Annotated in this window: 15 protein-coding genes; 14 read left to right on the top strand and 1 reads right to left on the bottom strand. The window is 39.3% G+C overall.

The features are described 5' to 3' along the window. Positions 1–95 precede the first annotated feature (95 nt). The 13 genes from paaA to OD757_RS05070 all read left to right on the top strand — a co-directional run bounded on the left by paaA (position 96) and on the right by OD757_RS05070 (position 11,462). A complete protein-coding gene (gene paaA, locus OD757_RS05130) occupies positions 96–1,034 on the top strand; it encodes a 1,2-phenylacetyl-CoA epoxidase subunit PaaA (protein ID WP_009390996.1) in 939 nt (312 codons plus the stop codon). A 32-nt stretch (positions 1,035–1,066) separates the two neighbouring features. After that, a complete protein-coding gene (gene paaB, locus OD757_RS05125; RefSeq protein ID WP_000389648.1) occupies positions 1,067–1,357 on the top strand; it encodes a 1,2-phenylacetyl-CoA epoxidase subunit PaaB in 291 nt (96 codons plus the stop codon). A 12-nt stretch (positions 1,358–1,369) separates the two neighbouring features. After that, entirely contained in the window at positions 1,370–2,125 is a 756-nt protein-coding gene (paaC, locus tag OD757_RS05120) for a 1,2-phenylacetyl-CoA epoxidase subunit PaaC (RefSeq protein WP_263031075.1), read from the top strand. A 16-nt stretch (positions 2,126–2,141) separates the two neighbouring features. Continuing rightward, positions 2,142–2,642, top strand: a complete 501-nt coding sequence (gene paaD, locus OD757_RS05115; RefSeq protein ID WP_263031074.1) for a 1,2-phenylacetyl-CoA epoxidase subunit PaaD — start codon at positions 2,142–2,144, stop codon at positions 2,640–2,642. A gap of 23 nt (positions 2,643–2,665) precedes the next feature. Beyond that, the gene (paaE, locus tag OD757_RS05110; protein WP_263031073.1) at positions 2,666–3,727 is read left to right on the top strand and encodes a 1,2-phenylacetyl-CoA epoxidase subunit PaaE; all 1,062 of its coding nucleotides are present in this window, start codon (positions 2,666–2,668) and stop codon (positions 3,725–3,727) included. An 8-nt stretch (positions 3,728–3,735) separates the two neighbouring features. Beyond that, the gene (locus OD757_RS05105) at positions 3,736–4,509 is read left to right on the top strand and encodes an enoyl-CoA hydratase-related protein (protein ID WP_263031072.1); all 774 of its coding nucleotides are present in this window, start codon (positions 3,736–3,738) and stop codon (positions 4,507–4,509) included. Beyond that, complete coding sequence (gene paaG / locus OD757_RS05100; protein WP_000386298.1) at positions 4,509–5,300, top strand: 2-(1,2-epoxy-1,2-dihydrophenyl)acetyl-CoA isomerase PaaG; 792 nt, start codon at positions 4,509–4,511, stop codon at positions 5,298–5,300. Before OD757_RS05105 ends, paaG begins: the two co-directional genes overlap by 1 nt. Positions 5,301–5,302: 2 nt before the next feature. Beyond that, entirely contained in the window at positions 5,303–6,841 is a 1,539-nt protein-coding gene (locus OD757_RS05095; RefSeq protein WP_263031071.1) for a 3-hydroxyacyl-CoA dehydrogenase, read from the top strand. A 12-nt stretch (positions 6,842–6,853) separates the two neighbouring features. After that, positions 6,854–8,062, top strand: a complete 1,209-nt coding sequence (pcaF, locus tag OD757_RS05090) for a 3-oxoadipyl-CoA thiolase (RefSeq protein ID WP_263031070.1) — start codon at positions 6,854–6,856, stop codon at positions 8,060–8,062. A gap of 40 nt (positions 8,063–8,102) precedes the next feature. Next, the gene (gene paaK, locus OD757_RS05085) at positions 8,103–9,392 is read left to right on the top strand and encodes a phenylacetate--CoA ligase PaaK (protein WP_209830417.1); all 1,290 of its coding nucleotides are present in this window, start codon (positions 8,103–8,105) and stop codon (positions 9,390–9,392) included. Between the two features lie 53 nt (positions 9,393–9,445). Further along, entirely contained in the window at positions 9,446–10,411 is a 966-nt protein-coding gene (gene paaX, locus OD757_RS05080; protein ID WP_000062822.1) for a phenylacetic acid degradation operon negative regulatory protein PaaX, read from the top strand. After that, positions 10,398–11,003 (top strand): DapH/DapD/GlmU-related protein, encoded by a 606-nt coding sequence (locus tag OD757_RS05075; protein ID WP_263031069.1) that lies wholly within the window; start codon positions 10,398–10,400, stop codon positions 11,001–11,003. The genes paaX and OD757_RS05075 overlap by 14 nt, the downstream gene beginning before the upstream one ends. A gap of 75 nt (positions 11,004–11,078) precedes the next feature. Then, on the top strand, positions 11,079–11,462 hold the full coding sequence (locus OD757_RS05070; protein ID WP_263031068.1) for a PaaI family thioesterase: 384 nt from the start codon (positions 11,079–11,081) through the stop codon (positions 11,460–11,462). Here the strand turns inward: OD757_RS05070 and OD757_RS05065 are convergent. Further along, on the bottom strand, positions 11,444–11,596 hold the full coding sequence (locus OD757_RS05065; RefSeq protein WP_263031067.1) for a histidine phosphatase family protein: 153 nt from the start codon (positions 11,594–11,596) through the stop codon (positions 11,444–11,446). The genes OD757_RS05070 and OD757_RS05065 overlap by 19 nt on opposite strands. A 362-nt stretch (positions 11,597–11,958) precedes the next feature. On the opposite strand from OD757_RS05065, the gene OD757_RS05060 reads away from it, so the two are divergent. Further along, a complete protein-coding gene (locus OD757_RS05060) occupies positions 11,959–13,806 on the top strand; it encodes a hypothetical protein (protein WP_263031066.1) in 1,848 nt (615 codons plus the stop codon). The last annotated feature ends 129 nt before the right edge of the window (positions 13,807–13,935 follow it).

Genomic DNA, 13,935 nt, shown 5'->3' with positions numbered 1-13,935 from the left:
GAAGTGGATTTAATTTGATACTAAAAAAGTGATTGACTTTGTTTTTAGTGTATCGAAAAATAGATTTAAGGGTGATACCTACAGGGAATGAAAGAATGGAAAACAACTACCAGAAATTTGAACAAAATATTGCCAATGAAATTACGATCGAGGCTAAGGATCAAATGCCTGATGCCTATCGCAAAACATTGATTCGTCAAATCGGGCAACATGGCCATTCTGAAATTGTAGGTATGTTGCCTGAAGGGAACTGGATTACTCGTGCACCAACTTTAAAACGTAAAGCGGTTTTGTTGGCAAAAGTACAAGACGAGGCAGGTCATGGTTTGTATTTGTACAGTGCGGCAGAAACTTTAGGCGCTGACCGTGATGACATGATGGAAAAGTTGATTGATGGGAAAATGAAATACTCATCAATTTTTAATTATCCAACTTTGACTTGGGCAGATGTCGCTGCGATTGGTTGGCTTGTCGATGGGGCAGCCATTGTGAACCAAGTTGCGCTTTGCCGTACCTCTTACGGACCATATGCACGTGCAATGGTACGTATTTGTAAAGAAGAAAGTTTCCACCAGCGCCAAGGTTTTGAAGCCATGATGGCTTTGGCAAACGGTACACCAGAACAAAAACAGATGGCACAAGATGCGGTCAATCGCTATTGGTGGCCAGCGCTCATGATGTTTGGTCCAAGTGATGAGCATTCTCCAAACAGCGCGCAAAGCATGGCATGGAAAATCAAACGCTTTAGTAACGATGAATTACGTCAAAAGTTTGTTGATAACACTGTACCGCAGATTTTGCAGCTTGGTTTAGAAGTACCAGACCCAGATTTAAAACTGAATGAAGAAACAGGCCACTATGAGTTTGGCGAGATCGACTGGCACGAATTTAATGAAGTGATTGCCGGACGTGGACCATGTAATCACGAGCGTATCGAAGCACGCCGTAAAGCATGGGAAAACGGCAAATGGGTTCGTGATGCAGCAGTGGTCTATGCCAAGAAACAGCAGCTTGAAGCGAACAAAGTGGCTTAACAAGATTTATGGAAAAATTTGAGGAAATCAAAATGGAAGATAAAAACAACTGGTCGCTCTACGAAGTATTTGTACGTAGTAAACAAGGCTTAAGCCACCGTCATGTAGGCAGCTTAAGAGCACCGGATGATGAAATTGCATTACAACATGCTCGTGATGTTTACACGCGTCGTAATGAAGGAATTAGCATTTGGGTGGTTCGTTCAGAACTGATTAAGTCATCACAGCCAGATGAAAAAGCTGAATTTTTCGATCCTTCTCTAGACAAGGTTTATCGTCATCCGACTTTTTACCATATCCCAGATGGCATTGAGCACATGTAAGGGAGATGACACATGAATCATTCAGTTTTATCTAAATTCTTATTACATATTGGCGACAGTCAACTGGTTTTATCTCAGCGTTTGGCTGAATGGTGCGGACATGCACCTGAGCTTGAAATTGATATTGCTTTAGCAAATATCGGTTTGGACTTGTTGGGTCAGGCAAGAAACTTTCTAACGTTGGCTGGTCAATACGATGAAGCTAAGCGTGATGAAGACCAGCTTGCGTATTTCCGTACTGAGCGTGAGTTTTTAAATCTATTATTGTGTGAACAACCCAATGGCGATTTTGCACAAACGATTGTACGCCAGTGGTTGATGGATCATTACCATCTTCATTTATTTACGGCTTTAACGCAAAGCTCACTTCCTGAATTAAGCGCACTTGCCGTTAAATCTTTAAAAGAAGTGAAGTATCACATCCGTTTTTCGACAAGCTGGATGGAACGTTTAAGTTTAAGCACAGATGAAGCGCATCAACGTGTACAAGACGGTTTAAATAATTTATGGCGCTTTACCGCTGAGTTATTTGAACTCAATGCAGATGAACAAGCATTGGTCGCACAAGGCGTGATTCCAGATTTTTCAAATGAAAAAGAACAATGGAACCAAACCATTGCAGATGAGCTTAAGCGTTTTGAATTAAATGTTGCTGTGAACGGTGCTTATCGCCGTGGTGCGAAACAAGGATTGCATACCGAGCATTTGGGTTATTTGTTGGCTGAAATGCAAAGTATTCAAAGAACTTATCCGGGCATGACCTGGTAAGACAAGGAGGTGAGCCATGCAAATGATTCGTCATTGCATCGACCAATGTTGGGATGTTCTACAAACGGTCAGTGACCCTGAAATTCCGGTTTTATCTGTTGTGGATTTAGGCATGATTCGCGGTGTAGAGATTAACGATCAACAAGAAATCATTGTTCGTTTAACTCCAACTTATAGCGGTTGCCCAGCAACAGATATGTTGAAAGTACAAATTGTTGAGGCATTTACCGCAGAAGCTTTGACACCGGTCAAAGTGATGGTCGATTTATCAGAAGCATGGACCACAGACTGGATGTCTGAAGCGGGTAAAAAGAAGTTGCAAGTTTATGGCATTGCACCACCAGAAGGGTTAGCGCATCAGTGTGGCACCCATGTTCACTTAAAAGATGGTGTTGAGTGTCCACGTTGCAAAAGCCGACATACCCGACTGTTAACAGAGTTTAGTTCTACCGCCTGTAAAGCACTTTATAAATGTCAGGACTGTCTTGAGCCTTTTGATTACTTCAAATGTATTTAAGTCTTTAGATAAGGAAATCAGCCATGAGCCAATTTGTACCATTAAAAGTAAAAAGTATTACGCCTCAAACCGATCAGGCCATTTGTATTGCATTTGATGTTGTACCTGAACAACAAGAACAATTTCAATTTCAACCGGGGCAACATTTAACCATTCGCCATTTAACTGAAGCTGGTGAAATCCGCCGTTGTTACTCAATTTGTAGCTATGCGGGTAAAGAAGACATCAGCATTGCGGTTAAAAAAATTGATCAAGGGCAATTTTCAAATTGGGCCAATGACCATTTAAAAGTGGGCGATGTGCTTGAAGTGATGCCACCACAAGGCGTGTTTTTTCAAAAAGCAGCTAAGGTTGGCGGACAAAACTTTTTAGGTGTTGCTGCGGGCAGTGGTATTACCCCAATTTTATCAATTGTTAAGCAAGTTTTGTTTGAACAACCTGAAGCAAAATTTACGTTGCTCTATGGCAACCGCTCATGGAAACAAACCATGTTTGCCGAGCAAATTATGGATTTGAAAGATCAGTTTAAAGAACGCTTTCAACTCATCAATATTTTTTCTCGTGAGTTCAATGACAGCGAACTGATGAATGGTCGGATTGATGAAGAAAAGCTAAAACAACTTTTTGATTTTGAGGTGCTTGAAACGAGTTTTGACCATGTTTTTGCCTGCGGTCCAGACGAAATGATGAATGCCGTAGAAAGCACTTTACCGAACTTTGGTATTGCCAAAGAGCGAATCCACACTGAACGTTTCCATACAGGGCAAGCGCGTAAACGTAGCGCTGAAGCTGATGCAAATCGTAAAGAAGAAAAAGTAAACATTATTTTAGATGGTCGTGAGCTGATTGTTTCTGTGGCTCAGGATGATGAAAGTATTCTTGATGCGGCTTTACGTGCAGGTGCTGACTTACCGTATGCCTGTAAAGGTGGGGTGTGTGCGACTTGTCGTTGTAAAGTTGTTTCTGGTGAAGTTGATATGTTCCTTAACTATAGTCTTGAAAAAGATGAAGTTGAAAAGGGCTATGTGCTGAGCTGTCAAACCTTACCAAAAGGCCCAAATGTTCGTTTGAGTTTTGATGAGTAGAGGCTGTCATGCAAGAGTTGATCAAAGCCAGCACAGCAACTGACGGTGTTTTGTTATTAACACTAAACCGCCCGGAAAAAAGAAATGCTTTAAACAATGCAACATTGCAGTGTTTATGCGAGTTGCTCGAAGAAGCTGAACACAATGCTCAAGTCAAAGCAGTGGTTTTAACAGGTAACTCACAATGTTTTGCTGCTGGAGCAGATCTTAGCGAGCTGGCTGCAATGGACGCCGTGACTTTGCAACTCGATATTCGTCCGAAGCTTTGGCAAAAAATTGATGCATTTAGTAAGCCACTCATTAGTGCAGTCAATGGCTATGCCTTAGGCGCTGGGTTTGAGCTGGTTTTACACTCAGATATGGTCGTTTGCGGTGAAAATGCCCGTTTTGCTTTACCTGAAATTACTTTGGGTATGTTGCCGGGTGCAGGTGGAACACAGCGTTTAGCACGCTTGGTTGGACAACAACTCACCATGCGCTGGGCCATGACAGGTGAGATGATTTCAGCAAAACAGGCCGAGCAACATGGCATTTGCAGTCAAGTGGTACCGACTGAATTAACTGTTGAATATGCGGTTCAACTTGCAGCCAAAATTGCGAAACAAGCGCCTTTAGCGATTCGCGTGATTAAACAATCAATTAAAAGTATTCATGAAACGACTTTAAGTCAGGGACTCAAGTTTGAACGTCAAAACTTTGTCTGGCTGGCGGCTACAAAAGATCGAAACGAAGGGATTAATGCTTTCTTTGAGAAAAGAAAGCCAGTGTTTAGAGGTGAGTGATGGACTATCAAAATATTATTGCTGAAGAAAAAAATGGTGTTGGCTACCTGACATTTAACCGCCCAAAAGCACTGAACAGCTTTAACGTTGATATGCACCGTGAAGTGGCTGAGGTGTTAAACCAGTGGACTAAAAATCCGGATGTTCGCTGTGTTGTGATTAGTGGCGAAGGCCGTGGCTTCTGTGCAGGGCAAGACTTAGGCGACCGTGTAGTAGACCCAAATGCTGAAGCTCCAGATTTAGGATATTCCATTGAAACTTACTATAACCCGCTCATTAAAACGATTGTAAATATGCCAAAGCCTGTGATTTGCGCCGTAAATGGTGTAGCAGCAGGTGCAGGGGCAAATATTGCACTGGCATGTGATTTGGTGATTGCAGCAAAATCGGCAAACTTCGTACAAGCCTTTTGCCGCTTAGGTTTGGTTCCAGACTCTGCGGGTACATGGTTTTTACCACGTGCCGTAGGCCATGCGCGTGCTATGGGCTTAACTTTGTTAGGTGACAAGCTACCAGCAGAAACCGCAAAAGAATGGGGCATGATTTGGGATGTGGTTGAGGACGCTGAGCTTAAAACAAAAGTCACTGAACTCGCTGAACGTTTAGCGAAACAACCTACTTTTGGTCTATCTCTCATTAAAAAAGCCATTCATCAATCAAGCAACAACACCTTTGATGAGCAAGTGCTGTTAGAGCGTGATTTACAACGCATTGCGGGTCGTTCTGAAGATTATCGTGAAGGTGTACAAGCCTTTATGAATAAACGCGAACCAAATTTTAAAGGGCGCTAAGCATGACAGATTTAGATTTATCTCGTGCCCGAATTGCCGTCATTGGTTCTGGCACCATGGGTATTGGAATTGCCCAGTTAGCCATCGTAAACGGACACTCGACCGTTTTATATGATCTGGACGCTCAAAAAGCACAACAAGCCGCTCACGGCTTGGGGCAGACGTTTAAAAAGCTGGTCGACAAGAGCAAGCTTACTCAACAGCAAGCTGATGAAGCCTTAGCGCGTTTAACTGTGGTGAATCAAATTGAAGCACTACGTGATGCCGACTTGGTCATTGAAGCCGTCGTCGAGAAGAAAGAAGTTAAACAGTCTTTATTTAAACAGCTCGCTGAAATTTGTAGTGCGCAAACCATTTTTGCAAGCAATACCTCTTCAATTTCAGTCACTGCAATTTCGGCGGGCATTGCTCACCCTGAACGCGTGGTCGGTTTACACTTTTTTAACCCTGCACCAGTCATGAAACTGGTTGAAATTGTACAAGGCTTAAAAACCCCAAACAGCTTATGTTTGGCTTTAAAAAACTTGATGCTCGGCTGGAAAAAAATTCCAGTACTCACCAAGTCGACTCCGGGTTTTATTGTTAACCGAATTGCACGTCCGTTTTATGCGGAAGGCTTTAGAGCACTGCAAGAACAAGTCACCAGCTACGACCAGCTCGACTATGCCTTAAAGCAATGTGGTGGTTTTGCGATGGGGCCGTGTGAACTTACCGACCTTATTGGGCAAGATGTTAACTTTTCGGTGACCCAAAGCGTTTATCAAGAGTTCTTTTACGAGCCACGCTACCGCCCAAGCCTCATTCAAAAAGAATTAGTTGATGCGGGTGCTTGGGGCCGTAAGTCAAAACAGGGCTTTTATCGCTATAACGAAAAAAATCAGTACGAGACATTTCAGCTTCAAGCTGTGGTTGCCAAACCAGTTGATGCCCATATTCAACTAAAAGGGACTTGGTCTCAGCTACCTGCTTTTTTAACGCGTTTAGGTTTAAAAAGCGGATCTGCCAGCGACGACAATATCCTTCAAATTGATGATATCGACTTACGTTTAAGCCAAGGTGAGTCAGCCAATATTCATTATCTAAGCCGTAAAGTGGTTTTAATGGATTGGCACCATGATTTTGAGCAGGCAGAGGCTTTAGTACTCAGTCATAACGAACTATGTGAAGCAAGTGATCTGGCTAAAGTTGAAGCTTATTTTGCGCAGTTTGGTATCAGCGTGATGTGGATTAAAGACCATCCGGCACTGTTAACCTTACGCACCATCGCTTTGCTTATTAATGAAGCCTGTGAAGCAAGTTTACATGGTGTTGCGAGTCTGGAAGATATTGATAATGCCATGAAATATGGAGTGAATTATCCTAAAGGCCCTTACCAGTGGTTGACACAATTGGGCGGTGCTTATGTGCTCCAAACCTTAAATAACTTATATGCACTGTATGGCGAGGAAAAATATCGCGCGAGTATCTACCTCAAGCAATATGTGGCGAAAGCCCAAAACATTGCTACTCAATATTCACGTGATATGACCGAATTTGCATAATCAGGAGTCAACATGGAAGACGTTTTAATTTGCGATTTTATTCGTACCCCAATTGGACGATATGCAGGTGCTCTAAGTGCTGTGCGTGCAGATGATTTAGCTGCATTGCCCATCAAATATTTAAAAGATAAACACCCGAACTTGCCGTGGAATACGGTAGACGAAGTATTTTTAGGATGTGCCAACCAAGCAGGTGAAGACAACCGTAACGTTGCACGTATGGCAACACTCTTGGCAGGCTTACCTGACACAGTACCCGCTATGACGGTCAATCGTTTGTGTGCCTCTGGTTTAGATGCAGTAGGACTTGCAGCACGCTCAATTAAAGCAGGTGAAGCGCAGTTTGTGTTGGCAGGTGGTGTTGAGTCAATGAGCCGTGCGCCATTTGTACAGGCTAAACCAACCGAAGCTTTTAGCCGTACCCCTGAAATTTACGACACAACTATTGGTTGGCGCTTTGTAAATAAACAACTCAAAGCGCAATACGGCACCGACAGCATGCCGGAAACTGCCGAAAATGTAGCTGAAAAATATCAGATTAGTCGTGAAGACCAAGATGCATTTGCATTGCGTAGCCAACAAAAAACCGCTGCGGCACAACAAAACGGTTTCTTTACCGACGAGATTTTGCCTGTCGAGATTGTTGACCGTAAGAAAAACGTGAACGTTGTTAATCGAGACGAACATCCGCGTGAAACGACACTTGAAGCACTCGCAAAACTCAAAGCGCCATTTAAAAAAGAAGGCGGTTCGGTGACTGCCGGAAATGCCTCTGGTGTAAATGACGGCGCTGCATGTGTGTTAATTACCAACCGTGAATTTGCAGATACACATGGTTTAAAACCTTTAGCACGCGTGATTGGCATTGCAAGTGCAGGGGTTGAACCCAAATATATGGGTATAGGTCCTGTTCCGGCTGTGCAGAAAATTTTAAAGCAAACAGGTTTAACGCTAGATCAGATGGATGTGATTGAACTAAATGAAGCATTCGCAGCCCAATCTTTAGCTTGTGTGCGTGAACTCGGTTTAAAAGATGACGATGAACGCGTGAACCCAAATGGTGGTGCGATTGCGCTCGGACATCCGCTCGGTATGAGCGGTACACGTTTAGTGATTACCGCAACACGTGAGCTAAAAAAACGAGGTGGACGCTATGCACTTTGCACGATGTGTGTGGGTGTGGGACAAGGCGTTGCACTGATTTTGGAAAATTTAAATTAATTCTGACGGTTTTTAAAATTACATAATGAGGAGAGAGGCGATGGACAGCCTTACAACGGATAATGTTGAACAATTAACACTTGCAGAGCTTAGAGAGCTGCAAACGAAACGGTTAAAACAAACCCTGACTTTTGTATATGAAAATAGTCCGGTCTATAAGAAAAAGTTCGATGACGCAGGCGTGCATCCTGATGACTTCGTCACTTTAGACGATCTGGCGAAGTTTCCATTTACCACCAAACAGGATTTAAGAGACAACTATCCGTTTGGGATGTTTGCCGTACCACAAGAGCAAATTGTGCGTTTACATGCATCATCAGGCACAACGGGTAAACCGACCGTAGTGGGTTATACCCAAAAAGATATTAATACTTGGTCGGACATTGTTGCGCGTTGCTTACGCATGGCAGGTTTAACCGCGAAAGATATGATTCAGGTGGCTTATGGCTATGGTCTGTTTACAGGTGGTCTAGGCGCACATTATGGCGCCGAGCGCTTAGGTGCAACGGTTATTCCAATGTCTGGTGGCCAAACTGAAAAGCAAGTTCAGCTCATTCAAGACTTTAAACCTACCGCAATTATGGTTACGCCTTCATATTGCGTGAGTATTATTGAAAAGCTGGAACAGCAATTTGGTACGGCACGTAATACGTCTTTAAAAGTCGGCATTTTTGGAGCCGAGCCGTGGACCAACGAACTGCGCCGTGAAATTGAAGAACGCCTCAATATTAAAGCACTCGATATTTATGGTTTGTCTGAGGTGATGGGGCCGGGCGTTGCCATGCAGTGCTTAGGTGAGGGCGAAGGACTAACCATTTGGGAAGATCATTTCTACCCAGAAATTATTAACCCTGAAACGGGTGAAGTCTGTAAAGATGGCGAACTTGGCGAGCTAGTCTTTACGACCATTACTAAAGAAGGCTTACCGATTATCCGTTACCGTACCCGTGATTTGACCCGTTTGCTTGCTGGAGAAAATCTGGCAATGCGTAAAATGGATAAAATTGTGGGCCGCAGTGACGACATGCTGATTATTCGCGGCGTGAATGTTTTCCCGACCCAGATCGAAGAGCAAATTTTGCAAGTTCCACATTTAGTTCCAAATTATGAAATTTTGGTGACTAAAAAAGGACATATGGATACTTTGCATATTCGTACAGAGATGTGTCATAACTGTACTATACAGGCCAATCAACTTGCTCAGGAGTTGATGAAACGCATTAAAACCATGATTGGGATTAGCGTTACTGTAGAAGTTGTGACAGAAGCGACCTTACCTCGTTCGGAAGGAAAGGCAAAGCGGGTAATCGATATGCGTCAGATTGCTTAACATCAAGATCATTCAGGGTATAGAATCTATACCCTGAAACTAAACGCCAAGACATGAGTATGAGTGCAAAAATACAGCAAATAATTGATTCTGTTGTAAAGAATGAAACCTTAAGTGGAACTTCGCTTATTTCGACAATTTTTGGAGATTCAGTACTTCATCGGGGCGGAAACATTAGTCTTGCCAGTCTGATTCAGTTATTAGAGCTATTTGGTTTTAATGACCGTGCTGTAAGAACCTCTGTTTTTCGTTTAGTTAAAAATGATTGGTTATGTTCAGATAAAATTGGCAGAACCAGTTTTTATCGAATTACCGATTCAAGCCGTTCGACCTATTTGCAGGCCGAGCAACGCATTTATAACGACCAGATGAAAGAGTGGGACCATTATTGGGATCTTATTCTGATGTCTAGCCTCGACACTGAAAATAAAGCGTTATTAAAGAAAGAACTCGAATGGTTAGGATTTGCCAATATTTCGACAAACTTAATGGCTTATCCAGGTTGTAACCGTATTGAACTGCAACGCTTGTTGGTTGACTTAAATATGAGTGAACAAGTGGTGGTGTTTAAAGCCGAAACATTGCAGCTCTTTAATAATTCGGTCGATACCATTGGGCGTATGCTCAGAACCAACTGGCCAATCGATGAATTACGCCAAAGATATTTACAGTTTCTCGATATTTTTAGAGAAATTGGCGTGTTGCTCATGCAGGAAAACGAACAACTCGAACCCGTTCAGGCCTTTCAAATTCGAACTTTGCTGATTCATTATTATCGACGGATTTTGTTGAAAGACCCAGCACTACCGCTTGAGTTGTTGCCAACTGATTGGCCCGCGATTAGTGCACGAACTTTATCAATGAACATTTATAAAAAAGTATTTGAACCTGCGGATGAATACTTCTTGTCTGTTGCCGCAACAGCAGAAGGACCAATGCCAAATGCCACAGCACACTATTGGCGCCGTTTCGGAGGTTTGGTGGCGACAAATGAGAGGTTAAATCATGCCTTGTTATAGTATTGACGGTGTTATTCCGGTGATTAGCCCAGAGGCTTTTGTACATCCAACCGCTGTTTTAATTGGTGATGTGATTATTGAAGCGGGCGTATATGTGGGGCCATTTGCCTCATTGCGTGCCGATTTTGGTCGTATTCATATTAAGCAAAATGCCAATATACAAGATAGCTGCACCGTACATGGTTTTCCGCAAAGCGTGACTTTAGTTGAGGAAATGGGGCACATAGGGCATGGCACAACTTTGCATGGCTGCCGCATTGGAAAAAATGTTTTGGTCGGCATGAACAGCGTAATTTTGGACTATGCCGAAATTGGTGAAAACACCATTATTGGCGCAAATAGTCTGGTCAAAACCAAAGATATTATTCCGGCAAATGTATTGGCAATGGGTAGTCCTGCCAAGGTTGTACGTGATTTATCAGAACAAGAAAAAAAGTGGAAAACCAGAGGCACGCAAGAATACATTGAGCTTGCACAGCGCTGCTTAAATTCAATGCAAGAGGTTCAGCCTTTAAGCTCAGAGTCAGATGACCGCCTGACCTATAAAGACTTTAGTTCTTCAAACTATCAGATTAAACAAGATAGTGTTTAACCTTTTAATTAGTCGATTTCAATACACATAAGTTCATAACACTTAAGGAATACTCGCACGAGTAGGGAGACGTTTGTGCAAAAAATGGAAAATACTGCAGTTGATCAATTCGCAGAGCTATTGGGTGTTCAAGTGCTGCATCGCAGTTTTGATGAAGCACGTTGTCAGCTTAATGTGAAAGACGAACACATGAATGCCTTGGGCGGCGTGCATGGTGGGGTCATATTTTCTTTAGCCGATATTGCTTTTGCGATGGCTTGTAATGCAGGGGATGCACCATATACGGGTCTACAGGCTGATATTCGCTATATGAGCGGTGCGAAAGATAGGGTGTTATTTGCAACGGCAACTAAGGTCGGAAGTAGTAAAAAATTCGCGCATTATGAAGTTATAATAACAGATGGTTTGAATAATAGAGTCGCTTTATTTACATCTACGTGTTACAGACTTGCGCCGTGATATGGGGTTAGTTTTGAACAGAATGATTGAGCTTGTTTATGCTCATTTTCACTTAAAGCAATTGAAGCATGCGAAAGGGTTTTGCCATTAATATTGGCTTCACTTTCAGCATGCCTAATCAGAAAAATACTCATATTAATTCCGGAAAATTATTTGAAGGGAGGTATAATCTAGAGATTAATAATCTGATAATCTTTTTTCTACTGTTGTAGTTGGCATTACCGCAGCAATTAATCTTAATAAAAAACTTATTTTTCAGATCTATAGATTTCAATAATAAGAACTAAAAAATAGTGAATATATTGGAGAAGTTTTGGAAAAATTTTTGTTGTGTGGTTTTTAAATAAAACTTAATAATTATTTAATTTGTTTAGTTTTTTTAAATTTTTTATTAAAATTAAATATTTGTCAAATAACTTAATTTTTTTAATCTTGCAATATCTGATATGATTAACCAATAAATGTAAAATATTTTTAACTTGATAAAAGGTGAGAAGTGAGTAGTTTATATAACTCTTTAAAAGATAAGCTTGATGAATATTCATTTGATGGATTGGAGGATATTCTTTTTAAAGAAAATGAAGATGATTTAAAAAAATTACTTATAGATATTAATGGTAATATTAATTTAATAAATCAATTCCCTAATAATAAAATTGTAAAATTTAGAAATTTTTTAAAAGAGTTTTATTTGAAAAAAGGAATTGAAACAAAAATTTTTGAGAATATTGAAATAATTGAAAAACTTTATAGAAGTATTTTGGATGAAAAAAAGGATTTTGAAGGTGAAAAAATAAGAATAATACAAAATTTATTTAATTTTACTAGAGAAAAACTGATTGAAGTAGATAAGTTGTTAAAAGGAAAAATAGATAAGGAATTAATTTTAAATGAAATAGGATTAGAAGTTAATAATTTTGATAGAGGTATAGAAAGTTTATGTAAAATAATAAATTATAATTTGCAAAGTATTGCTTATTTGTATCCTGAACTAGTTAGTAAAAAAAAAGAAATAGTATTACCATTTGAAGTTTTACAAAAAAATAATTGTGAAATAGAGTTTTTAAAAAAGTCGCTGTTAAATACAGGGATGTGGGATATTGTACAAGATTTAGATTATGATTTTAGATTTTTTAATAATTCTTTAAATAAAAGTATTTTAAATGGAGGGAATGAAATTTTATTGCAAGTAAATAATTTACATTTATATGCAAAGATTGCTATGCAAAGAATTAATATGATACATGCTGATGTTTTAGTGCAACAATATAAAAATTCTAGATTGTTTATTGCACAGCTGAATAACACACAGAAAGATTTATTTTTTTTAAGAAATCTTTTTTATAGATTGTATTTTATTGATATTAATGAAGATACAACAGAATATAAAGGTTTGACAATTAAAGAGTGGTTTTTAAGTTTTTTATCATTAAGAGAGCTTTCTGAAGCTAAAGGTTTTAATTCAGTTAGTTTTAATGAAATAATTGATAATTTCAAAATGAATAATATTTCTAGTAGTAAACATTTAATGATTATTAATAATCTAACTTATAAGAAAGAAAAGAGGGCCGATTTATATGATACTCCTATAATTAAAGTTAGTGATGGTTCTTTTTTAATTTTCCCTCTAAGTATTAAAAATTCCGACTTAGAAAAAGTCTTATCTTCTATCTTTTCTAAATTTAATTTACATATAATAGATAAGGGTAAGTTATTTGAGAAAGAAGTTTTAAATACATTGAGAGAAAAAGAAAAAGAATTATCATTTAGTGTTAGTGAGTTAGAGTTTTCAGTTAACAATATAGAAAAACCCCAGCATCAATATGACTGTATTTTAGAATGGGATAACTATATTTTTATAATTGAGTGTAAAAATAGAAGTATACCTACTACAGAATATATTTCTTTGAATAAATTTAAACGAAACTTGGAGGAGTATTTGTCTCAAGTTGAAAGATTAGAGACGGGGTTAATTAATTATACTGATAAACATAAAATTAAAATAAAAAATAAAAAAATTATTAAATTAATTTTACATTCTTTACCTTTTAGTTTGGATTATTTAATTAATAATACTTACTTTATTGATTACTCAAGTTTTTTAAGATTTTTCTCATCTAAAGAAATTGGTTTGGAAAGAATCTCTAGTCAAAATATAAGTGAAATTAAAGAAGTACTTCATACACTTTGGGTTGGAGAGCACCCTACTGTACACGATTTTATTAACTATTTAAATAAACCACCGCAAGTTCAATATTTGAAAGGAAAAGTAAAAAAATCACAAACATTACATGATTTGGGGGATTTTAAAATTAAAGTTGAAAGACATTTATGGGAAAATTGATAAGCTTATCTAAAATTCTATATATTATTTCTAAAAAACAGCCTTCAAGGCTGTTTTTTATTCCCCTCTACAACCCCCACTTAACAATAACCTCCTCATTATTTAGCCTTACTTTTCTAATGATCTAAT

The sequence above is a fragment of the Acinetobacter sp. AYS6 genome (genome assembly GCF_025630795.1).
In the GTDB taxonomy this organism is placed as follows: domain Bacteria; phylum Pseudomonadota; class Gammaproteobacteria; order Pseudomonadales; family Moraxellaceae; genus Acinetobacter.
Note: the sequence above shows the minus strand (reverse complement) of the source record. Positions and strands in the feature narration are given on the sequence as shown.